Raw genomic sequence first — 25,341 nt, 5'->3', positions numbered from 1 at the left:
ACCTGTTGGTCCCTCTGGCCCTTGATTCCCTTGGATTCCTTGAGGTCCAGTTGGTCCTGTTACCCCTGTAGCCCCTGTTAATCCCAAAAATTCAGGGAATGCGCATGGAAATGGAAACTCAATATTATGTTTCTTTTTAAAATTACTCACTATATCCCCCCTCTTCTCCCAACTTACACTCTATAAAATATGAAAAAACAAGTTCATATGTTTAGGAAAACATCTTATAAATATTAATGTTTTTTAATTTTGAAGTCACAAATACACATTACACCGTCCACATCCATGGACGGTGTAATAATAAAATTGTTGATTTTTGGTGCAATTGCTGAATTACTCTTCGTAGATGTAACAATAAAATCGTTTAAAAATCTAATTTTTTTTCAACAATCGCGTCTGGTACTTGAAGAACGTCATAGAAACGTGGAATTAAACTGAATTAGAAAAGAAGGTTAATCTAGGTATTCTCGTTTTAAGATAGACATTATATGCAGTGACTCATATCCATTATTACTTTTTAAACATTCTCTTAATGTGCCTTCAACTGTAAAACCTTGTTTTTTATAAATGTGCAGAGCACGTTTATTATTTACTTTCACATCTAACCATAACCGGTTTGCTTTAAATTTGTTAAAGGCCCAATCTTTAATTATTTTAAGCGCTTTATTTCCATAACCTTTACCTTTTGAGTTAATTGTGATTCTCATTAACTCCATACTTTGATTAGGATTTCTTAAACCAGTCAAAATAATATATCCAACCGGTTTGTTATTATTTTTATTCTCGATTATCAAATGTTATATGTTATCGTCATTTAAAGAATTTAAATGTTTTACTTTAGACCAAGGGATTATGAATCGTGAATTTTCTATATCAGATTCTAAATTGTAAATAAAATCCACATTATCCTTCATGGTATTTCTTAGATTAATTAAATCAGAACCTTCGAACATTATTATACCTCCTTTTTAAACTATCCTTGTATAAGTTTTTCCTAATTTTAGTATAACCCTCCCTTCAGTATTCAACAATATGGCTCGATTGTTGTGACATTTTTGAAACAACTATATTATTTTTTAAATGACTTTATTGTAAATTAAACAACTCTATTATCTCTGCACAAAATCAAAAGACTAAAACAGTAACCCTCTCTAAACAAGAGGGTTTTTCAATAACTTCCAATAACGAGAATTATGTAAATAAGCCGTCCATATAATGGGCGGCTTATTGTGTATTCGTTAAACCTTATATCTTAATGAGACATGATGTAGGAATTATGAGAGAGAAACGGCCTAAAAATAAGATTTATATTAGACCCCGTTTACGCATTCATGGATCTACAGACATATTGGAATACTTAAAATATACTGTAGCATCAGAAACGTTGTATTCGTTTGATTTAGGTTTTCATGACGCTGAAGAATTTGAAGAGACCCACCAACGGGAATAGGTGGGTCATTAGGGTACTACTATCTCATTGCACAAAAGGGAATTTGTATTAACATAATAGCATATTCTTAAACTTCTTATATTGAGAAAAAAGAAAAGACACCCTAAGGTGCCTTCCTCCGACTTGAACCACTTTAATTTTAATAATATGTATTGGATTCCCATCCAAATATTATTTTACCACGTTAAGTAATGTTGTGCATTGAGAAATACGGTACATCTCTTTATTTAAACGCAAAAAGCCCTAGGGGGACTAGGACTTTTTGACAGAATGAAAATGATACAAAAAAGGACTTTTATAACGTAACATACGAATGTTTCATAAATGTATCATAAAAGTGAACATATTCTATATTTTATCAGACACAGAAACAGACATAAAAAACGCCATCCTTTCCCATAATTCTACAGAAAGAATAGCGTACTTTTACACTTTAAAGAATAGTAAGAGAAACAACCAAAAGAAAAGTAGGTATTTAAAAAGGATTTTGAATACTTGATACCATAAAAATCTAAAAATTGTTATTCTTTCTGAATGTTACTTAACCCTTGTTCTAATTCGTTCTCTATTCTTTTTTCTAACCCTTTTACTAATTCTTTCTCTGTTCCCTTTTCTAATCCTTTTACCAATTCTTTCTCTGTTTCTTTCTCTTTCTCCGCTTCTTCATTCTTCTTACTATGCCCCTCTAACATCCCCACCAATATTTCTGTAATTATTGACATAGGTACACCCATATCCAATAACATTTTAAGAAATTCAAATATACTGAGACCCTGTGAGTTAATTGCATTATATTTGTTATTGATATGTTGTTCTATACTTTTTTCGGAAAGTTGATTATCCCTAGTCTTACTTTCAGGAATATATTTTTGATTATTGTTCACTATACGTGAAGTTGTAGTACTTAAAGATTTATTATTTAAAACTGTAGTATTTAAAGGATAAAACCTGTTATTTATGTTTGAACTGATTTTCATCTCTCATTTTCCTATTTCTTTTTTGATAAATTTAATATGAAAGTTCATCCCATATTGTTATATCCATATCCATTTATTATGAGTATAATATAAATTTCTTTTAAACTAAATAGAACATTATACAAATATATACATGTGTTCTATTTTGCAATGCTTAAAAATCACTATAAATAGATAAAATTCCATTCTTCTTTGTAGGAAACCTATAGGACTGAAATAGATTTGAATATGAAATATAAATTTAGACATAAAAATACAATCTATTCTTATGTTTCGATAGAAAGAATAGATCTTATTTTTTCATTTAGGGGGTATACCAAAGCCTTAGCTTGCTAGCGATGTGTCGCTATCCCATATCCATCAAGCTAAGATTTTAAAATATCCCCTACTTAAGGAATTTGTAAGTATCAAGTAAGAAAAACGAGAGCTTTGTTTCCTATAATCATAAATATAAAGTGAAGGAAGAAAAATTATTTCTGGGATTAATATGCATGTGGAAAAAAGAGAAATCTACAGTTTTTTAGAGTAATAATATCAGTAGGTCCATGTTTGGGAGATTACTTGCAAATATTTTAAATTTTTTCACCTGAACCCTAATTACCATACCTGTTTTTTACCATCACATATTGGAGGCTAAAACATGAATAAAAAAAAGAAAATACAAAGATCAATACTTACCTTTACTCTACTCTTTTCTTTAGGCGTTTCATCTTTCCCGCTTACAACAGCTATTCAAGCAGATACACGTGAGGAACAATCTGCAGAAAAGAAATTAATCTCTTTAACGGAGCGTACATCATTATTTTTTGAATATCTCCAGCAAGGTAAGTATGCAGAGGCACTCCAGTTGACGTCTGCTGCTTTTCAATCCAAATTTACAGCAACCACATTACAAAACTGGTGGATACAAAGTGGCTGGAGCGGGAGAAAAAGCATGGGAGCCCCCGTGATAAAAGAACGAAACTTGGTCCATCAGACGGTGGAAATTCCAGTAGTTACCGAAGGCATTACCATACCGCTACTCCTGAAATTCACACCTGGCGGGAAAATAGATGAAATTGTGGAAAGGCCACCCGAGGAATCTTATACCATCCCACATCCTAGCTATGATCACCCTGACTCCTATCAAGAACGTGAAATCGTCATTGGAAATTCTACTTATCCGTTACCAGCCACATTAACAGTTCCGAAACATAAGCCTGGTGAAAAGCTGCCCGTAGTTGTTCTTGTTCATGGTGCTGGCATCCATGATCGCGATAGCACATATATGGGAACAAAAATCTTACGCGATCTTGCAGTGGGCCTTTCATCCAACGGAATTGCAGTGTTACGCTATGAAAAACGCACCTTAGAACACGCATTAAAAATGAGTACAGAACCTGTTACGTTAGAACGTGATACTACAGATGATGCCATATATGCAGCAAAATCAGCAGCTCAGCAGGAAGGCATTGATCCAAATAATATTTTCATTCTTGGACATAGCCTAGGAGCCGGCACAATGCCGCGTATACTGCGCAAAGCGCCTTCCTCACTTGTCCGAGGAAATATCTTACTCGCACCACCTGCACGCCCTTTGACTGACATTGCCATTGATCAGTATCAATACCTTCGGGCGCCAAAGGAAGAAATCGATGAACTAAAAAGGCAGGTCGCTTTTATCCAGGATCCTACTTTTAATCCTGACCATCCTCCAGCTGGCTACAATTTTGGGTCGCCTCATTTTATGTATGATGTTTCTAGGTGGCGTCCAGTTGAAGAGGCAAAATCACGAAAAGAGCCTTTACTCATTTTGCAAGGAGCACGTGATTATCAAGTAACAGTAAAAGATGAATATACAAAATGGCAAGAGGGACTTTCAAACCGCGGAAATGTTCAGTTCAAAAAATACCCGAAATTGAATCATTTCTTCACGGAGGGTGACGGAGAATTAAGTCGTCCTAGTGAATATGAAATCCCTGCTAATGTTCCCGGGTACGTCATCCAGGACATTATTACATGGGTCAACAAGACAAAAAAATAAGAAAACATCAATAGCCTTCATGCAATCATCATTGCGTGAAGGCTTTTTTGAAACTAGTGATTCAGACATGTCTATTATTTTATATAATATTTGCCCCAAAACGAAAAATTAGAGTCTTTATAGCAATGAAGTTCATTTTTAGTATTTGGGGAGCAACGTGTTCTGTTAGCTTGATAGGAATGGGGTAGCGCCACATTGCCATCAAGCTAAGAAAAACAAATATTTCAAGGAGAAAATGAGCCTTTCTTTGTTTTAGGTGTTATAAAATTCTTAAGTTGATACGCATGAGAGTGAGCCCTATTACGTTTAGCAAATGCAAGATATTGGTATAAACAGATTTCTATATGTAATATATGTTATGATACATAATATTAGGGGGATTACAAATGTGGAAATCACTTTTTCGGTATTTTCTTTTTTTCTTAGGATTAACTTTCTTTGGGTTGGGCAATGCAATTGCAGTAAATGTTAAATTTCTAGGACTCCATCCATGGGAAGTCCTGAATATGGCACTCTATCAGCGATTTGGATGGACCATTGGTACATGGAGTGTTATATGCGGCCTATTTCTTGTTCTCGTGTCATTAGTAGTAGATCGGAAATATATAAACATAGGTACATTCTTAAATGCATTGCTAATCGGTCCTATTATGGATCTTTTCTTAAAATTGGATATTCTTCCTCATGCCACACATATATTGTGGGTAAATCTTCTTATATTACTTTCTGGAATTATAATTACGGGTATTGGCGGTGGTATGTATGTTGCTGCCGGAATTGGTGCAGGACCAAGGGATGGATTCATGCTTGCTATTTCTGATAAAACAGGATTATCTGTAAGCCGAGCTAGAATTATTGTGGAAAGCATTGTATTAGTAATTGGTTATATTCTAGGCGGTCCCATTTTTATTGTGACATTTCTGTATACTTTTATCCAAAGCCCTATATTCCAGCAATCATTCAGGATGTTTCAAATATTTTTATATAATTTAGAGAGAAAAAAGAAAGACAACGTTAGTGCAAGTTTATAAAAAAGAAACAACCTCTACTTTAATTGACGATTTATGGCTTAGCTTGATAGCAATGTCGCGCTAGCCAATATACAAAAATCTCCTTCAAAAAAAGAAAGGCGCCTACGCACCTTTCTTTTTTAATTCACTTGTACTCTCTTCAGCACCCAAAATTCCTTCTGAATCACTTAAATGCATCATTGTACGGACCTAGTTGCTTTTTAGAAAAGTAATGAATTGTCTCCTTACTTTTCAGTAACATATTTCCTTTTATAATTAAAAAATAGGTGGCTACTAGAAAATAGATTAGCCCTAATATCCAATCCAAATTTGTAGCTAGATTGTGTAAAAAAACATATCTTATATATGCATAACCAATCGGAACATGTAGTAATACTACCGCACCTAATCCTGGGTTGTATATTGTTTTAGCTTTTATATTCGCAAAAATACCATGCCATATGAATTGAAAAAATCCCATTAAAATAGGTGCCAACCCAAGCCATATAATATTTGGAAAGAAAACCGGAAGTAAATAAAAAACATACGCAATCAAAATATTTATTACCATAGCAGATTGCGTATTTAATGGATAGCGATCTGGTATATCACTTTTAAATATAACTACATTAAACAGACCAGCAAAATAACCTGGCCAACGATACTCTTCAAATTGATGCACTAAAATAGCTATAAAACTTAACGCTAACAGTACCTTTATTTCACTCATTTCTCCAAAATTTGCGACTAAACAACCTACGACAACAATTGCCATCACTAACCCTACATCACACCAATGCTTTCTAAAGAAACTAATCATCTCTATCACCCACTATCTCAATTTTTATAAAAATAGCGTTCAAATAGGAAATCAATTTGTTTTTCTACAGGCAGTATTCTTATATCTGCCCCTGATTCAAGAATTGGCATCATTAATGCAGGAAGAAAAATGGATCCGAATATTTGCACTGTCATCATCATTAAAATTTCCTGATCCGTTTCATTTGTTATTTCACTCAAAATATTCTTCACTTTACTAAAACCAAGCCTCTTCAAAAAATCTCCATATTCGTATTGAGATGTAAATACTGTAGTTCCCATTGCAATAATTTTCCTAACTAACTCAGGGTATTGCCGAATTACTAGTACATAATCAAGTAAAAATATTTTTAATCTTTCTTTCGCTGGCACTTTAATATCATCTAAAATAGAAAAAGTGTCTTGAAAGCTAATTAATAAGACTTTAATTGTTTCACTAATCAACTTTTCTTTTGAGCCAAAATGGTAATTTACAAGCGCAATATTTGTATCTGACAATGCTGCAATTTTTCTTATTGTTACACTTTCGAAACCTGCGTCTTTAATTAAATCCAATGTTGTATTTAAAATCTTTTCTTTCGTTGATATGTTTTCGTTTCCCCTCAACTTATCTCCTCCTCTAAAATCTATCAATTAAACAACGTTTTAAACATTGTTTAAATTTATAGTATCACCTTCAATTTTTAATATCAATTTAATCCTTTCGACATTTCCGATTACCTATTCTTTTTTTATCTTTGTTATTAAAGTTTATATATACATTTGAGAACGTCTTTGTTGTTTTCCAGCCCCTCCATAATGTGAGCAGTCGGTAATTTTAATAATTGAACTGTTGTGTAAACAATCAAATAAATTAACATTATTTTCCTTAACCAAAAAAAGATGAACACAATTTTTTATACATCATATTTGTTGGTATCTAGTGTATTACTAAGACCTAGCTTGGACTGAATCCCCTTGTTGTAGATTTTTATTTTATTATTAATAATTACGGTATATGAAATTATTAATAATAAAATAAAAAAAGCTCCCCTGAAAGGAGCTCCTTACCTTACAAAACATTTAAGAAATCATTCTATTACCAGCTCTACTTAAGATTTGGAGCATGGTTATAACTCACTCACCCCTGTTTGTTACGATAAATCATTGGTCAAAGACTATTCTTTTTCTGTGTATTATTTCAAGCTCTTTAGATGTTTTCTTTTTGTGAAATTTACCTCAAAACAAATTAACTAGATAACAAAACGTAAAATAACAATGCAGCTGCTTCTTGCCGTTTCATACTTTGTTTTGATAGATAATCTGCTGATCCATCTTCATTATATATAACCTCAGGCCCTACTAAACGATGACCTACAATGTTTTTCACGGATTCTATTGCCCAATCATCAGTGTCTCCCTTTAATGTTGCATCTGCAGATGGCGCTCCTAACATTTTTAAATACTGCCAAGTAATCCATGCTGCTTCTTGTCTGGTAATTGCACGGTCTGGATGGAATTGTTCTCCTTCTTTTTCATATAAAATACCAAACTCATATAACTTTTGAATATGAGGTGCATACGGATGATTTTTCACATCCGAAAATACTGGTTCTTTTTTTGAAGGTGGCGTAAAATAAGCAATTTGAGATAACCAATATGAAAATTCTGCCCGTGTAAGAGAAGATTCTGGATTGAAATTCCCCTCCTTATTTGCTTGTAATACCTCGTATTGATGTAAAGGATTTATAAACTTAGCATATGGATGATTTTCATCTACGTCTTTAAATCTCTCAGGCTCACTTAACTTCACCGCTGAGCTGCCAGAGTTCCAATGTATCATCTCTTTCACAGTACCATCTTTGTGAAGTTTAAATGCCATATAATTCCCTTTTTCATCCTCAAATAGTAAAGGGTCTATTTGTTTTAGCTCCTGTTTACCATATACTTTATCACTTACATATAACTTTCCTTCACTTATGTTTACATGTGACATTAGGTTTTTTAATCTCAAATCTCGGTAAACCCCTTCAAATTTCTTTAATTCTTCTTCATTAGGGTTTAAATATTCAGGCTTTATCTTATCTGGGAAATATTCATTCATAAAATCATCAAATACTTCAACAGGTAGTGCTGAACTATCTTTATTTGTAACTACAAAAACTCCAATTTTATGCTCAGGAATTAACCACATTAAAGATGAAAAACCTGGTATATTTCCACCTTTCCCAAACACATATTGCCCATTATGACTTTGCGGTGAAAAGAACTCAAATCCGTATGTCATATTAGGGTATTTGGGATGTAAAGCAAATTTTGTTTTTTGCATGTCTTCTACGGTTTCTTTTTGTAGTATTTGGTTATTTTTATATTTACCATCATTCAATTGAGCAATCATAAAATTGGCTACATCACTTCCTGTAGAAAACATACTCCCTTGTGGCATATCTGTTGGTCTTGTTTGATAAAATGGAATGACATTACCTTTAGCATCATATCCTGTTGCAAGCTTTTCTTTAATAAAATTAGTCATAACAAAACTGCTATTATGCATTTCTAAAGGGTAAAAAATATTCTTGGCCATATATTTGTAAAAAGGTGTGTTTGTCAGACTTTGAACAATATACCCTTGAAGCATAGAAGCAAAATTATCATATGTATATGTATCTCCTGGCTTTCTCACTACTGTGGGCATATTATCTTCTACATAATCTTTAAGCATAGTATAATCATTCTCTTGATAATGGATATCCTCTGGTCTAGGATCTACGTAATCAAACCCTGTTGTATGGGTAAGTAAATGTTCCATTGTAACTGGTTCACCCATTTTATTTTGATACTTTAATCCCCCCATATAATTTACTATATCTTTATTTATGTCAATTTTACCTTGTTCAACTAACTGCATGACAGCGCTAGCAGTAAAAACTTTTGATATTGACGCTAATCGAAAAACTGTTTTTTTAGGATCAATGGGAGTACTCTTTTCTTTATCGGAAAATCCGAATCCCTTTTGAAATAAAATTTGATTATCCTTTACAACGACAAGAGCTACACCAGCTGCGTTTTCTTTTTTCATTTTCTCTGGAATTACTTTATTGGTAAATGCATCTACATCTTTAGGATTTAATGTTATAGGTGTAACAGTTTCGGCTTTTGAATAATTGCTCCCCAGAAAAAATAACAAAAAACATACACTTACAGCTACTAACCTTTGAAAATAAATTTTCATTCCTTTATTCCTATTACCCAAATTAATTCCCCCTTTAATACTAGATTTATTGATTATACATCTATAGGTTAACCAACCATATTCTACCACTGCATTGATATTTTTTCTAATTTTATTTCAATTCTGTCATTTGTTAACTTTTCTCCTTTAGAAGTAGTCTATATATTATTAGGTCTTAGTTATAGAAAATGCTAGACACTCTTTAATATAGGACTTCCCAGCAGTTTTTTCATAACATCCTACTTAGAGAAGACAACCATCGTTTATAATCAATAAAAATTGGCTATTTGGGGTAGCACCACATCGCCATCAAGTTAAGGGTGCTAAGTGGATATATGTGAGGGGTATTTTTAAAAATTTCTACGACTGTACTAAATATGGGCATAACAAATAAACCTATTAAATAGGTATTTTTAAAAATATTATGCAACTTTGAAACTTTGTGACAACGTATAATCATATACAACACCTAAGATATCAAAGACGGTTTTCTTCTTGTACCGGTGAGATTTTCTCCCGTTTTTCTCTAAAAGATCAAATAAACGTAGTAAAACTTTTGATAATTCATGGATGCCCTGCTGTAATCCTTCATAAAACAATAGATAATAATTTTTTATCATATAGATGGATTTGTATTCACTTAGCTCTTTCTTTTTCTTATCCAAGAGTAACTGACGCATTTTAAACATCGTTGATGAACAAAGTAAAATACTAATGAGTTGTCCATATAAATGGCATTCTAAGCGCTCTTTCTTGATTTCTTTGCACTTGACAATTTGAAAGATAGATTTCCATGTTTTGAACAAGATTTCAATTTGCCAGCGTAATGAATACAAGTCGTGGATATGTTCTGTTGGAACATTTTCTGCAGAAAGATTCGTTATATACACGTTGATTCCACTCAACCTTTTACTTCGTTCTTTGTAGGTAATACCTTTCTTCTTTTCTTTTTTGGCTTGTTCCTTCAATCTTTTCTCTGTTTGTTCTTTTGTTAATCGATGAATAATAACACGAGCTGGTAATTTTTGATACTGCCCAATGTATGCTTCTGAAATCTCCATTGTTTGACCAGGGGTCAATTGATTCATGAGTTCTTCCATATCTAACTGAATATATAGTGTTCCTTTCTTCACGGTCCCATTTCGAAAATAATCTGGATTATCATTCTTACAATAGATTCGAGAATTTAATTTCAAACGTGAAACATAGTAACCTCTTTTATCATGGATCTTCTGTAAATCATGTAAGTCGAAATAACCCAAATCTCTTATGAACAAGTCTTTTGGTTGCATGGATTGTAGGCTTGTTGAACCAAAAGTTTTATCATTTTCTCTTCCTTCTCCTACATAAACGTGCAGAAACTTTCCACTTAATAGGTCATACTCCAATTGAATTTTAACTCCTGCAGTATGGCTATTTCCACCTGAACCTTGATAATGTGAAGAAAACTCATCTGGAAGCTGAAATGTTGTAGAATCTAGAACCCGAATGCGCTTAAATATCGTAGTATATTGATGAATCATTTCTTGTGTTGAATGGATTTTTTGAATTAGAAGGTTAGCTAAAACTTGTTCAAGAAACTGTACTGCGGAAACATTAAATCGTTGATTAAGTCCTTCAGGACTGATAAGAACACCTGTAGATACTTCAAGACAGCTACATAATTGTGTGAGTGATGTACTTGCCACCTGTTGACTAAGCCATACACATAAAGCAACTAATTCCTTTGCTTGATATTTACTCTTTCGCTGAACGAATCCTTTTTCTTTGGCTAGGTGTTCGAGAACATGAGGAGACATATGTCGTTGTAATTCTTCAGCAATCAGCTGAAGTTCATCAAGAATCGAAAGATTCATAAAGAAACGCCATCCTTTCCTATAATTCTACAGAAATAACTTCATTTTTACTGTATGGGTAGTGTAAAATCTTAGCTTGATATCGATGTAACGTGACCCAAAATAGCGGATAACCTACATTAGATAAAATACCAAAAAATACCTTTAAAATGATATAATAAAATATAGAATACTATACATAAAACTACAGGAGGCTATTAATGGATAAAATTTTTGAACAAATGAAAACCAGGTTCATTTTAATGTGGGCTATTATCTCTTTTGTAATAATGATGTTTATTTTGACTTTATTATTCACAGAAATTCCTAAAGATGTAAAGTTGAATATTGCTCTTATTATTTCAATTTATGCTATCCCTATGTTTTGGATTGGTTTTAAATTTAAAAGATATAATATCTCGTTTAAAACTTACTTGTCAAAACCATCTTCCTTTTCTTTCAGAAAAATTTTTGCATCAGCAATTATGACTATGATTTTCGGGTTAGGTATGTTATTGCTAATCGTAATGGTATTCTCATTAATACCAAAGAGCACTTCGCTAGAGGATACAAACGAAATAGTTAAAACACAAAGCATGTGGTTTGTTTTAATGAAAGCTATAACTCTTTCTTTCATTGCTCCTATCTGTGAAGAAATTTTGTTCAGAGGCTTTATTCTTAGTCGTTTTACATATAAATTCGGAATAAAAAAAGCAGTTATATTCTCTTCGATCTGCTTCGGTGTTTTACATCTAAACAATGTATTTGGAACTACAATATTTGGGATTATTTCTTGTTTAATGTACTTGAAAACTAAAAGTTTATTCCCTTCTATAATAGCTCACATGGTTAATAATATAATTGTAGCTTCAAGAGATATCTTTTCTGCTTTAAAGTCTACAACTACAAGCACACCTTCAGCACAACCTGAATTAACTATCATTCTTTTAATGTCTGTTGTGCTAATATCAATTGGTTTAATGTGGATTATTCCTTTTATTAGAAGACATTCTGAACTATTAAGATATGATAGTTTACCGCCTGTAAAGTACACCACAACCTAATTAAATTTGTTATGGTGTATAAAAAATAGTAATAGAAGTTTTTGAGTAGTAAACGTAATCATTTGTAGTACAGAAAAGGATAGATAAGGCTAAAATGCCTTTATCTATCCTTTTCTATCATATATTATGTGAAGGATTTTTTTGTTCTGGGGGTGCTATAAAATTTTAGCTTGATGGCGATGTGGCGCTACCCCTATTTGGTGATGCGAGTACTATTAATGATTGATCTAATTTTTTTGAGAAGTTAGATAAAATTAAAAGATAGACCTACTGCATTATTTACTGGAAAAGATTACGGATATGGAGTGAAGATGACCTAATTGGCATCTTCACTCCATATCCAGCAATAAATCTCATAGTATGCTAATATTTAGATATTGATATTAGGAGGATTTAGATGATGAAGAAATCAGTATTAGCAGTTGGTTTATCGGTTGTAATGTTAGCAGCTTGCGGCGAAAAAGAAATAGTTCAAAAGGAGCAACCAAAAACACAACAAACAACGGCGAAAACAGAACAACCAAAAGATGAGCAGACACGAATGGTGAAAAGTGTTGAACGTAGAACCAATGAGATTATAGAATATTTCGGTGGTATTGTAACAGCGGTTGAATTAAATAAAGAAAGTAACTTGTATGTCTTATATGTTTTCGTTGATAAAACAGCATTGTCAAATGCTGACGAAGGCCTACGGAAAAATTTTGGCTATAGAACAAGAACAAAGTTAAAAGACGCCGTTGCGCAGAGTGGCTTGCAAGAATACGACAAAACAACCATAAGATACTTCACATCAGATGGTAAAACAGAAATCGAATTTTAATAAGCACTCACGGGAGTGCTTATTATTTTCACTTGTTATTTCAAGGGACGAAAGATTGTTCCGAACTTTTGACAATTAACCAAGGTACGTAAAATTATTACGCTCTTTTCTTTCAATGCATCTTAACTTTGATTCTTTCTCATTATTATAAAAGCTACCATTCTAGCAAGAATAGAACTAGTTTATGGATCAATTATTACAGTTAAAAAATCGTTCAAAAGCGTACTCCCTTTGAATCCCCCCCACTTTCACTTCATTTAAAAATGAGGGATTCCTAAGTAAAGATTCTTTCAAACTCTAATTTATTTGACTATCCCCGCATCCCTTACGGTTTGAAGCCTTATCGCTTCATTCTTTAAAATAAAAAATTGTGAAATTTTATAGCATTATGTAAGACATTTGATATCAAATATACTATATTCACTATGAAATTAGTTTATTTATAGGATTTCTATTGATAAACAAGGTACTAAATTGACTCTTAAGAAGTCATTACCATTTCATTTGTCGAAAAATTGAAAAAATATGTGTAGATAGATATCATCTTAAATACATATATAATTAATTTTAATTCTCTGACATAATTCCACATAATTCTTAAACCAGTTTTTTGTGCATTATTAAATACAATATTACACAATGTCAGTCTTTAAAAGATTATATATCAAAACTTTAAGAGAGGAAGATAAACTATGAAGATGAAAAGAAAAATCATGATGACAACAGCACTTGCAGCTACGTTAGCTACAGGTGCACTACCTTCTACATCAGTGTTTGCTGCAGAAAAAGAGGCTCCTATCCAACAAAAAGAGGCACAAATGAGTATTCAACCATTAGCACAAAATAATTTAGAAACAGCTGTTAATGCTGCCTTAAATGGTCCAGAAGTCAAAAAAATAAAAGTATTTGAGCATGAATTTAATGTAAAAGAAATAGAGGTAGTAAATCTAGGTGGAGGAAAAAAATATGTTAAAGGACAAATTTCTCATCATTTAAGTTTCCGTCCAGATGATCAATTTTATTATGAGTTTACTGTGCAAGATGGAAAAGTAGTAGATAAGCCTGTATTTAATATTGATAGAGGTGGTTGGACACCATTTGCTGCTCCACTTTTATCAATTCTTGCTGCGTATAATGGAATTCCAGTTAATCCAAATGATTTAAATGCACTTGGTCAGCAGCTTGGGAAAGTTATAGATGGAAGCTGGGAACATGCAGCTCAATCTATCGCAACTGTAGTTAGTCTAAGTTTTAATGAATAGAATCTTTTAATTTTTATTAGCATTGTAGGGACCACTTTTCCTGAATAGCCTTGTTTTAAGAAATTCCTGAAACAGCTATAAATAGATTTTTACCGCTCACTCACATTATCTTAATTTGTTAACCACCTTATCATTCATAATATGTCACAAAATAGAAGTCTTTTTAAGGCTTCTGTTTTGTTTGTATACAATACAGCAAAAAGCTTATTTTTTACCTATCTATGCTTCCATTCTTTAAAAATCCGTTTGGCTATTAGATATAAATTATTACAATAAACTAATACTATCTCAAGTTAGCTTACTACCCCTTTTTCAATTACAAAAATTCATTACATTAGGAATAGAAAACAATAAATATAGTAAAAAACCATCTTATTATAGCTATTGTTTAAAGGTTAGGAGAGATAAAATGAACAAAATAAAAAATTTCTTTAAAGTTAGCATCCTCACTTGTTTTACACTAGCAAGTTTAAGTACACCATCTACAATTTTAGCTGATAGTCATCCAGGTTATTCCTATGAATCCAATATAGGTTATCAAAATCCATCGTGGATGTCAGAAGTTGCAGATTCAACAAAATTAAGTGAAATATCTATTCCAGGCACTCATGGTACAATGGCTTTACATGGAGCAAGTTTTCTTGATGAAAATTTGACAAGAAATCAAACTATGAGTCTACCCCAACAATTAAATTCTGGAATTCGATATGTAGATATGCGCGTTAAACGTGTAAAAGATTCTTTTGCAATGTACCATGGTATTGTCAATCAAAAAGCAGTATTTGAAGATGTATTAAAAGAAGCAATTCAATTTTTGAAAGATTATCCGACAGAAACAATTTTAATGCGCTTAAAAGAAGAAACTACCCCCGAAAGTGGATTCCTATCATTTGAGGAGATATTTTTAAAATATAAAAACGATAATGCTTCCTATTTTTGGGATCCTAATTCCGTACCAACTATAGACAGAAACAACCCTACTTTAGGAGATATCCGGGGAAAAATTGTAATCTTACAAAACTTTACATCCTCTCAATTGTACGGTATTGATTACGATGGATTGAATATTCAAGATAAATTTGAAATTGGAAGCGGACCAGACGAAATATATGAAAAATGGAATGCGATAAAAAATCATTTGCAAAGTGCAAATACTAACTATAATAATGGAAAAATATATCTTAATCATTTTAGTGGTACGGGTGGTGCAGCCGCATTTTTAAATAATGTATATCCTTGGTTTGTTGCAAGCGGAAAAGAGAATAGAAATACTGATAGTAACCCTAAGTTGATTCAAACGAATTCGACTCATGCTTGGAGTGATTTCCCTCGCGATAGAAATGGGCAAGTATATTATGGTGGGATGAATACACTTGGGACTGAACTCTTACAACAAGGTGGAATTAGACATTCTGGTATTATCGCAGCTGATTTTCCTGGGCCAGGTTTAATTGATAGTATCATTAAATTAAATGGTGTACATTCAAATGAAAAAGAGATATTAATTTCGCAAATTTCATCCGAATCTAGTCCTTTATCCGGACAAAAAAATCGATCCAGTCAAAACTTTAAAATTGATAGTTTACCTGCAGGTACCAAAGAATTAAAATGGGTTATTGAGCCTTCAGAAATAGATCATCCTTCTACTATCTCTTTCAATGTAATGATTGATGTTTCCCTAGGTACCGATTCTATTCGTTGGAAAAATATTTCACATGGATCTAGGACTGAAGCTTACACAAATACAAAATATTATATCGCAAGTCCAATTGGTGCCACTAACAAATTCACTGTGAAAATATACGCGATTACAAATTAGAAAATAAAGAATCCCAATGGAATACCATTGGGATTCTTTTTCGATTTCATTTCGTCAACATTAGATGGAGATTAAATTTATTTGCAAATCATTTAAACCATTCGAGAATTTATATTTTGAACGACCGTTTATTTTCAAAGAAAAATCCAAAAATGTTAACTACATTTGCCCACTTATCATTTATTCAAAACTGGCTTCCAAAGCGATAGGGCAAAAATCCAATTTGTGTCACCATTGCCTTGATAATCTTGAACTGCTTCATACACTTTTCCCTCATGTACTACTCTATCACCTTTTGTATATGCTTTTCTTGCATCCCATTTTTCATATGTGGAATCCTCTGACTTTGTTACTACATTTAATACATCACTTCTACTAGATTCATTTCCAGCTAAATCAACCGCCGTCACTACATATTTATACGATGTATTAGCCTTTAATTCTTTATCCATAAAGGATGTATTAGCCGTTGTCCCAATTTTATTCATAACTCCAAAGCTTTCTCTATATACAATATAATGGTCTACACCTACATTATCTTCAGACGGACTCCACATCAAATCAACAGTGGTCGCTGTTGTACTCATACTATGTAATCCTTTCGGTTGGGTCGGAGCTTCTATATCTGGGATTTCATTTGTTGTCTTAACCTTTAGTTCTTCACTTTCTTTTGATATGTTTCCAGCAGAGTCTAACGCCTTTATTGTATAGGTATATTCCGTATTTGCTTTTAGTTTTTTATCTATAAATGTTGTACCTGGTACCGTATCAATTACTTCCCCATTGCGTAACACTTGATATTCCTTTACACCTATATTATCCGTAGAAGCCTTCCATGTTAGTGCAACACTATTGGCAGTAACTTTAGACGCATTTAATTCAGTTGGTTGACTTGGAGCTACTGTATCGGGAGTTTCATTATTTACTAGATTTACATCAATTACATTATAAAACGCATTTGACGTATCTGCTACATCCCATACAGCTAAAATAACATGATAACCATTGCGATCAGTTGGTACATTAATTGTATGTGTTAAATTATTTGATGCGGCAGAACCATCATGTTTCACAGTTCCAATTGGTTCTAATTCAGCACGTGTTAATGGTTTATTAGGATCCCATCCCTTTTTTGTAATGTAATAATGCCATTTACTTGTAGGATGTGCAGCTGTATATTTCCATGTAAAGGTATTTGCTCCACCTTTAATCGTATTTTTGAACCAGCGATTTGATGTTTGTTGGTCAAGAATTCCTCCAAACAGTCCTCCTGCCGAAGCGATTTTTCCATCAATCGGTCCCCCATCTGGGAATCCTTTAGGTGCTTCTAGGCTTTGAGGTTCGTACATTATATTTCCACAATTTAAATTCAACGCTCCATAATTCTGACTACATAAAGCAGCACGACTGCTTGGCTTTTCAACAAATCCATGTGCATAAGCACTTTGAGGAATCATAGTAATAGCCGTCACCCCTGCGGCTAAAACACAAGCACCAATTCCTTTTTTACTTTTTCTTAATCTTTCAAATTTAGATGTAAATTTCAAATTCATTCTTGTCCCCCCAATATATTATTGCTATCGCTAATATAATAGCAATATAGAGATAAACGAACAAATTACTAATAAATATACTAATATCTCTCATACATTGGTACGTTTATTATTATTTTTAATCTCATATAAAAATAAAATAAATACAATAAGTCTATTTTGTAACATTATGTATTAATAGAGCAATGAAAACCCCTCTTATTTTCACAAAAAATTCAAATGTTAATTTAAAGAATTATATTTAACCTTATGTAAAAAAATACAGTTTTAAAGTAAAAAAGTCTGGAAGGAACTGATAATATCAGTTTCTTCCAGACTTCACATTCCCATTATATAACTTGCAAATAAGTCATTTCTAAAGCTAAATTCACGCATATTTTCTAAATCTTAAAAAATACAATAAATAACCTACTTATATTCACATGGTGAATACACACAAATCCTTTAATCTTAGACATTTACTCCTATAACCACATAACTACTGTAATTTATATATTGATTTACTTCAGAATGTTCAAACTCATATAATAAAATTACCAGGCAAAATGAACTACTCACCACTTAGCAAAACATAAAGTGGGGGCTTCTCAGTTACACGACGAAATTAACCTTTCGTTTCCCTGATCGTTTTGTCCAACTTAACTTTATAGTCCTTTTTAATAGTCATCTCCTACCCTATTAATCCTTATTTTAAACAAATCATCAAGAGAGTGATTATGTAAGATAAGAAAAGAGAATTATAAATCCAATTTTAACCATAAATTTCTACCAATTTATTATATTATTTTTACCTAATAAGGTACAGAAACAAAAGGGAAAACTTCAGTATGTTTGAGGTTTTCACTAACGTTTTTAGGGTGAAACGTTTAAAGGGTACATTACTGAATTTTTATTACATGTTCCTGTACCTAGTATTTAAATTAACTTATGTCAAAATATTTTACAATACCAGTATGAAACGTTACATATTTCTATATTTAATGATACATTTCATCAACTTACTCCCCTAATATTTATGCTAAATATAGAAAATTAAGCTCGTTTAGATTTAATTTTAGAATTCTCATAATAGCAAATGAATAGATTAGGCACATAACTGTCACAAATTAATGACTTATCTATTTTTTCATCCATGAAAACTTTATTACCACTTCAATATTTACACTTAAACTAAAACACATCTATACTCACACTTAATTAATAATCTTTCAAATGAGTCGATTCTTTTATGTTTTTTATTTTTTTATTGTACATTTGTACATTTGATGTTAGGATTATGCCTATTAAAATTGAATCCTAACGATTCTTCTTTATAATTCCTATATTTTTATTTTCAAATGAAAATACAGATTCTAAAACACGATCAAAATCAAAACAAAAATGTCGTTATTTCACAATGATGTCATGAAATACCTTTAGAATGGAAAGATGTATGCAACAACGTGTTAAGGGGTTACAGGGGGAACAAAAATGAGAGACTTTTTTGATGATAAGTATAAAAATATTGAATTAAAAAGGAGGTTAATCAATTTAATAAGTGAAATTAGCGAGTTCAAAGGAAAATTAGCTGCTTATCAGGAACAAAACCCTGAAATATTTAATAGTTTAGAAAAAACTATACCGTTACATTACATAAAAAATTTCACTACTATTTATGAGGATATAAAAGTTCCTCATAAAAGATTAAAAGAACTTATTTTAGATGATATAGTACCTCAGAACATTTCGGAAGATGCTATTTTTTGTTATTATCAAACACTTTCTTTTGTACATAAAAACTCCTGTACTTTATCAATTAATCCAGCAACTATACAGGAATTACATTTTCAACTAATACATTACATTACCTCTGACAGTGCCAATTGGCGTGAAAAACCTTTTATTATTCCAGGTATTCCCGAGCATGGAATGCACTTGAATAGTTACCGCATTCTTCCACATAAACTTATCCCACAGTTTATGGAGCAATTATGTGATCAATACAACTCATTAAATACTAGTAAGGGGCTACATTCGCTTTTATTAATAGCTCGTTTTATATTAAATTTTTATTGCATAGTCCCTTTCAATCAGGGTAATGGCAGGCTAGCATTTATGTTAATGCAGTTGCTGCTAATTAAGAGTGGACATACATTTGTAAAATACGTATGTTTGGATAAATATATTAAGAAAAATGAATCAGAATATTACAATTCGATTTATAAATCTTCGGTAAATTGGTACTGCGAGGAACATAATAGTAGCTTTTGGTTAAAAACGTTTTTAACTATTATATTAGAGGCTTACAAAGATCTGCATAACACCGTTCTAGATTCTATATGTAAACATACTAAAGTTGAAAGAATTCAGGATTTTATACTTAAACAAAAACAACCCTTTACTAAGGAAAGTATTCGTAACAGATATCCAGACATTGCAGAGAGCACAATTAGTAAGGCTTTAAATTCCTTGCAATTATTTGGCCAGATTAGGTTAGTTACAAAAGGAAGGAACGCAAAGTGGACTAAAGTTTGATCATATTTTTAAAACTCTTACAGCTCAAAAATTCAATTATAACGTTAGCAATCGTTCCCATGATTTTGGGCTTAAGTTCATTGAATTACATTCTAATTTTAAGCTATTATTACTACTTTAATTAATTCTAATTCCTAAACAACATTTTATAGGAAAAGGTACGTTTCCCTCCACCTTTTCCTATAAAAATATTAGATATTAACACATAAAAACTGTCGAAAAAAGTCGTAATTTAATATTTTTTCTTTATTTTCTGGTTGTAAACGTTTCATTTTCATGTTACCATCTTAATCAAACAATAGATGGTAACAAAACTGAAAGTATTTCTTTCCCTTAGAAACATATAAACGTACGGTAATATCAAGAAAATAAGGCCAAAGAAATATTTGATACCTACCATAATAACCAATAAGAATTTTGCGCACCAATATTTCTGTTAATTCAGAAAAACATTTTGTCCCTAAACAAAATTTATTAGCGCGCAAAATTCAATTACACTAGAACACCCAAATAAATGTAATTTCCTTTTTTATCGAGCATTAAGATATGAAAAAAGTTCTTCCTAAAAAATTCAACTGATTAACTTAAAGACATCTATATTATTACCTTAATTGCCATCTATTGTTGAGAACATATTTATCAACTATGAAAAAGAGCCCATCAAGGGTTCTTTTTTATTATAATCATTCAAATTTCAATGCTAACTTGATACTTAGATTTGCGCACAAATCACCTCTACTTTTATGCTCTCAATTTTTAATTTTTATTCCCAATTTGTTTAAATTTGTGAATAAAATCCCACCAAATAAAAATAATAAATACAACTAATCGTTACATATTAAAGAGGTGTCAATATTGTCCTTAAATGAAGAGACCATAGAAACTAAAACAAATAATACCATTGAAAAAATCCAAACAAGTAACTTAAAAGAACTTAAAAATACTTTAGATAATATCTTTGATATTAGTGCCGATTTAATTGAACACCCTTTGCAATTAAAAACTCACACGAATATTTTACTATATTATTTTGAAGGCCTTACAGATGGTGTCGCTTTAAAAGGAAATGTTGTTACCCCATTATTACAAAAGGTAAGTGAAGACAGTCAAATATTTAATTCTAATATTATTGCTACTCATACGAAAATAGTATATACATGGAATGAAATTAAAGAAGGATTACTTGAAGGTCAATGTGTTCTATTTATGGAAGGAGAAAAGCGCTCACTTCTAATAAATACAAAAGGCTGGGCAGAAAGAGCAATTCAAGAACCGATTTCAGAAGTTACTATTAAAGGATCCCATGATGGATTTATTGAAAATGCCACAAAAAATATAGGCTTAATTCGTCGATATCTCCCTTCTACAGAGTTAAAAATCAAAAAGCTGACGATTGGAGAACGAGCCACTTCTTTAGTCTATTTAATCTACTTAGGTGATGTTGCGAGCGCAGATGTAGTCCAAGAAGTAGAAAACAGAATCTGTAGAATTAAAACAGATGCTGTATTAAGCATTGGTGAACTATCCAATTTTACAAAGGATCAAAATTGGTCTCCTTTTCCACAGGCTTATTTAAGCGAACGCCCAGATGCCATTTCAAATCATATACTTGATGGAAAAGTAGCAGTGTTAATGGATAGATCTCCTGGCGCAATGATTGTTCCAATGAATTTGATTGGATTCTTTCAAACTCCAGATGATTATAATATTCATTGGCTCGTTGCATCATTTTTTCGTTTATTACGATTTGCAGGATTTATTATAGCTATTTTTTTACCAGCATTTTATATTGCTATAGTCTCTTTTCACTTTGAAATCATTCCTATAGATTTATACACTTCTATTGCAACATCAAGAGTCAAAGTCCCATTCTCTCCCTTATTGGAAGCTTTTATAATGGAAATCACACTAGAAATGCTACGTGAAGCTGGTATTCGCTTACCGCAACCAATTGGACAAACCATTGGAATTGTTGGAGGGATTGTAATTGGACAGGCGGCTGTTCAAGCGGGGCTTGTTAGTAACGTTATGGTTATTATCGTATCTATTACAGCCATTGCTTCATTTATTGTTTCTAATTATGATTTATCGAGTTCTATACGCCTTATTCGTTTTCCAATGATGTTATTAGCTTACTTTTATGGGATTGTAGGTATTGTTAGTGGATTAATGCTCTTATTTGCTCATTTTGTTTCACTAACATCTTATGGTTCACCATACGGATTGCCAATCGCACCATTTCGTCTCCAAGAGTTAAAAGACTCTTTTGTAAGATTTCCTATTTCTATGCTTACCAGCCGCTCGAGTACAGGACAGCCGAAACAAAGAAAGAAAAAAGAAGGTGGTTCACATGGGGAATCTTAAGTTCCAAAAAGTAACTTTATTCGAATTCATTATTTTCATTCATTCGCTGCAACTTGCATCTGGTATGTTAATTATGCCAAGCCCACTTGCTACTACGGCAGGGACAGATGGCTGGATTTCGATCATTCTTGGATGGATAACTACTTCTATAATCGGTGTATTTATTATATTAATGTTACAAAAAAATCCTAACAAAAATTTCTCGCAAATCTTAAAAATATACTTTGGTAAATGGATAGGGACAATTCTTTTTCTTTTATATGCCTTTTATCTATTTTTGGCTGGCTTTAATACTTTATTAAAAGCAACTGATATTGTAAAAGTGTGGATATTCCCTTCCACTCCTGCTTATCAAATCACCATATTATTACTATTACCTTTTATTATTTTAGCTCTGAGTGGGTTAAGGGCTCTTACTAGTTATTCTATGCTTGTTTTCTTCTTCACTACTTGGATGCCACTATTTCTTCTTTTTTCACTAAAGAGTAACTACAACCCTTTACACCTACTACCTATTTTTAAAGAGGGGTTATACCCTATTTTAAAGGCAACAAAAGAAACTATTACTCCTTATGCTGGCTTAGAAATTGCATATTATATATATCCGTTCTTACAAAAAAAACAAAAGGCCATAAAAGGACTACTAATAGCTAATACTGTAACCATGGTTTTCTATCTATATGTGACTATTCTTTCTTATATATACTTTAGTCCCGAGGGGATAAAAGACGTAATTTGGCCCGTTTTTCATTTGTTAAAAGGGGTTCGTTTTTCTTTCATGGAACGATTAGAAATTATTTATATCGCTTACTATTTAATTGTATTCTCCACTACTTTATATCCGTATTTATTTTTCAGTTTTAAATCTATGACCATATCCCTTCAAAAAAACGCCCGAAATTGGGCGCTGCTTGCTTTTATGTTATTTATAGTTGGCCTATTTATTTTCGTAAATCCCGATGTAGATCAATATTTGTTTATATATTCTCTTATGGATATCTTAAATGTCATTTTCTTTATTCTATTACCAATCTTATTTTTCGCTTACAGTATTCTTTTTACTTGGATTACTAGGAGGAAACAACTTTGATTCGAAAATGGATATGGATTGTAATTTGTTGTGTATATATAATTGGTTGTAGTCAGAGAATTCCTCTTGAAAAGGTTTCATTAATCCTGTTAATTGGCCTGGATAGAACCTCTAATGGAGACATAAAAGTTGGAACAAGTATACCACTCTTTCATCATAAACAGCCAAAAAGTACTATAGAACATTGGACACAAGCATCAACTGTATATACTGGATTCAGTAAGATAGATACGAAGTTAACGGGCTATCTGACAGCTTCCAAAGCTGAAATCATTTTAATTGGAAAAAAATTAGCGCAAGAAACAAATTGGTTGCAGGAACTTGATTCTTCTTACCGTGATCCTTACGCTACCATTAATGCTAAAGTAGTACTTGTAGATGGACCTGCAGAAGAAATTTTTAAAATTCACAAGCCTAGTAAACCATCACTTTCATCTTATATAAATGGTGTAATCGAATCCTCAATTCAAAATAACCAATCCGTCTCTTCTACAATTCAACAATTAATGAGAGAACAAAATGAAGAAGGAATGACGCAAACTGTTCCAATTATCAAAAAAACAAAGAATGAAATCGACACAGTAGGAATTGCATTTTTAAATCGCCGAGGGAAATATTTAACTCATATCCCTAAAAAAAATGTTAAATTTTTCAATATTATAAATAAGCCAAAAAGTAACGGCCGAATGATACTACACCTTGCGCTTCCTCCTAAAAAATTTAACAAAAAAACAAACACTTCTATCTTCATACAGAATGCGACAAGGAAGGTAGATGTTACTTTTCAAAACGGAAAGTTTATATTTAATCTCGATATCAATGCCAATGTAGCTTTAATAGAAAAAACCAATCCGAATTTAATGAAGGGGCACTATGATAATAAAAAAAATATAGATAATTTAAAAAGTGCTATTGAAAAAGAAATTAATAATAATTTACAAAATATATTAAATCAAATACAGCAGAATAAAATTGATCCAATTGGATTATCCCTATACGCTAGAGCCTTTCAATATAAAGAGTGGAAAAAAGTAAAAGGAGATTGGTTACAATCGTTAGCAGAGGCTAAAATAAATGTAAAAACACACGTCAAAATAAAAGATACTGGGACCATTAGAAATTAGTCTAGTATTTAATAGCATTTCTTACTGGAATTTTCCATCTTCAATAATTATTATGTAAAAGATGCTAATTCAAAGAAAAATCTACTGGTTAAATACTAACCAATAGATTTTTCTTTTTTATCTAAGGATTTTTTAAAAGGATTAAAATTTTACTGAAGTAAACAAGGACAGGTTTCTAATTTAGGTTGCTGAAGAATATATAACCCTCGTGTAATCTCCCTACCACTTTCATTCCAATGGCAACTCCATGATATAACATCAAAGATTAAATTCCTTACCTTAGGCATTTTGATTTTTTAAGTTTGTATGATTGGCTTTATCTACTTTGATATATAGGTCCACATCAATATATTATTGCATCATATACTGAAGAGATAATTTAAATTATTCTCTAAAAAGGATGATG

General features: G+C 31.8%; 17 protein-coding genes and 1 pseudogene. 11 read left to right on the top strand and 7 right to left on the bottom strand.

The features are described 5' to 3' along the window. Nucleotides 1-452 precede the first annotated feature (452 nt). On the bottom strand, nt 453-794 hold the full coding sequence (locus DT250_RS13605) for a GNAT family N-acetyltransferase (protein ID WP_255450130.1): 342 nt from the start codon (nt 792-794) through the stop codon (nt 453-455). Nucleotides 795-1,231: 437 nt separating this feature from the next. On the opposite strand from DT250_RS13605, the pseudogene DT250_RS32245 reads away from it, so the two are divergent. Then, nucleotides 1,232-1,450: pseudogene (locus DT250_RS32245) on the top strand (hypothetical protein); the annotation flags it as partial. Between the two features lie 521 nt (nt 1,451-1,971). Here DT250_RS32245 and DT250_RS13595 read toward each other — a convergent pair. Continuing rightward, a complete protein-coding gene (locus DT250_RS13595; protein ID WP_149213152.1) occupies nt 1,972-2,427 on the bottom strand; it encodes a hypothetical protein in 456 nt (151 codons plus the stop codon). A 640-nt stretch (nt 2,428-3,067) separates the two neighbouring features. Between DT250_RS13595 and DT250_RS13590 the strand changes: the two genes are divergently transcribed. Together DT250_RS13590 and DT250_RS13585 are read left to right on the top strand one after the other, a co-directional pair. Further along, on the top strand, nt 3,068-4,450 hold the full coding sequence (locus tag DT250_RS13590; protein ID WP_149213151.1) for an alpha/beta hydrolase family protein: 1,383 nt from the start codon (nt 3,068-3,070) through the stop codon (nt 4,448-4,450). A gap of 386 nt (nt 4,451-4,836) precedes the next feature. Then, nucleotides 4,837-5,481 (top strand): YczE/YyaS/YitT family protein, encoded by a 645-nt coding sequence (locus tag DT250_RS13585; protein ID WP_098134616.1) that lies wholly within the window; start codon nt 4,837-4,839, stop codon nt 5,479-5,481. A gap of 163 nt (nt 5,482-5,644) precedes the next feature. On the opposite strand, the gene DT250_RS13580 is transcribed toward DT250_RS13585, so the two are convergent. The 4 genes from DT250_RS13580 to DT250_RS13565 all read right to left on the bottom strand — a co-directional run bounded on the left by DT250_RS13580 (nt 5,645) and on the right by DT250_RS13565 (nt 11,346). Beyond that, on the bottom strand, nt 5,645-6,289 hold the full coding sequence (locus DT250_RS13580) for an HXXEE domain-containing protein (RefSeq protein ID WP_149213150.1): 645 nt from the start codon (nt 6,287-6,289) through the stop codon (nt 5,645-5,647). 8 nt (nt 6,290-6,297) lie between these two features. Then, nucleotides 6,298-6,885 (bottom strand): TetR/AcrR family transcriptional regulator, encoded by a 588-nt coding sequence (locus DT250_RS13575; protein ID WP_149213149.1) that lies wholly within the window; start codon nt 6,883-6,885, stop codon nt 6,298-6,300. Nucleotides 6,886-7,507: 622 nt separating this feature from the next. Then, entirely contained in the window at nt 7,508-9,490 is a 1,983-nt protein-coding gene (locus tag DT250_RS13570; protein ID WP_149213154.1) for a serine hydrolase domain-containing protein, read from the bottom strand. A 422-nt stretch (nt 9,491-9,912) separates the two neighbouring features. After that, nucleotides 9,913-11,346 (bottom strand): IS4 family transposase, encoded by a 1,434-nt coding sequence (locus tag DT250_RS13565; RefSeq protein ID WP_149213148.1) that lies wholly within the window; start codon nt 11,344-11,346, stop codon nt 9,913-9,915. A gap of 200 nt (nt 11,347-11,546) precedes the next feature. On the opposite strand from DT250_RS13565, the gene DT250_RS13560 reads away from it, so the two are divergent. The 4 genes from DT250_RS13560 to DT250_RS13545 all read left to right on the top strand — a co-directional run bounded on the left by DT250_RS13560 (nt 11,547) and on the right by DT250_RS13545 (nt 16,290). Next, nucleotides 11,547-12,389 carry a type II CAAX endopeptidase family protein gene (locus DT250_RS13560; RefSeq protein ID WP_149213147.1) on the top strand — a complete coding sequence of 281 codons (843 nt, stop codon included), beginning with the start codon at nt 11,547-11,549 and terminating at the stop codon, nt 12,387-12,389. A gap of 397 nt (nt 12,390-12,786) precedes the next feature. Then, the gene (locus DT250_RS13555; RefSeq protein ID WP_149213146.1) at nt 12,787-13,209 is read left to right on the top strand and encodes a hypothetical protein; all 423 of its coding nucleotides are present in this window, start codon (nt 12,787-12,789) and stop codon (nt 13,207-13,209) included. 692 nt (nt 13,210-13,901) lie between these two features. Then, a complete protein-coding gene (locus DT250_RS13550) occupies nt 13,902-14,471 on the top strand; it encodes a methyltransferase (protein WP_073515827.1) in 570 nt (189 codons plus the stop codon). A 409-nt stretch (nt 14,472-14,880) separates the two neighbouring features. Then, a complete protein-coding gene (locus DT250_RS13545; protein WP_149213145.1) occupies nt 14,881-16,290 on the top strand; it encodes a phosphatidylinositol-specific phospholipase C in 1,410 nt (469 codons plus the stop codon). A gap of 176 nt (nt 16,291-16,466) precedes the next feature. Here DT250_RS13545 and DT250_RS13540 read toward each other — a convergent pair whose 3' ends face one another. Next, a complete protein-coding gene (locus DT250_RS13540; protein WP_088063493.1) occupies nt 16,467-17,843 on the bottom strand; it encodes a lytic polysaccharide monooxygenase in 1,377 nt (458 codons plus the stop codon). 1,470 nt (nt 17,844-19,313) lie between these two features. On the opposite strand from DT250_RS13540, the gene DT250_RS13535 reads away from it, so the two are divergent. From DT250_RS13535 to DT250_RS13520, 4 genes are all read left to right on the top strand, one after another. Next, complete coding sequence (locus DT250_RS13535) at nt 19,314-20,357, top strand: Fic family protein (RefSeq protein ID WP_149213144.1); 1,044 nt, start codon at nt 19,314-19,316, stop codon at nt 20,355-20,357. Between the two features lie 855 nt (nt 20,358-21,212). Further along, on the top strand, nt 21,213-22,721 hold the full coding sequence (locus tag DT250_RS13530; protein ID WP_149213143.1) for a spore germination protein: 1,509 nt from the start codon (nt 21,213-21,215) through the stop codon (nt 22,719-22,721). Continuing rightward, a complete protein-coding gene (locus DT250_RS13525) occupies nt 22,708-23,811 on the top strand; it encodes a GerAB/ArcD/ProY family transporter (RefSeq protein ID WP_149213142.1) in 1,104 nt (367 codons plus the stop codon). The genes DT250_RS13530 and DT250_RS13525 overlap by 14 nt, the downstream gene beginning before the upstream one ends. Continuing rightward, nucleotides 23,808-24,935 (top strand): Ger(x)C family spore germination protein, encoded by a 1,128-nt coding sequence (locus DT250_RS13520; protein ID WP_149213141.1) that lies wholly within the window; start codon nt 23,808-23,810, stop codon nt 24,933-24,935. The genes DT250_RS13525 and DT250_RS13520 overlap by 4 nt, the downstream gene beginning before the upstream one ends. Nucleotides 24,936-25,341: the final 406 nt, after the last annotated feature.

The organism is Bacillus sp. AR2-1 (assembly GCF_008368755.1).
GTDB lineage: Bacteria > Bacillota > Bacilli > Bacillales > Bacillaceae_G > Bacillus_A > Bacillus_A wiedmannii.
The sequence above is the reverse complement of the archived record's forward strand: the minus strand, read 5'-3'. Positions and strand labels throughout refer to the sequence as shown.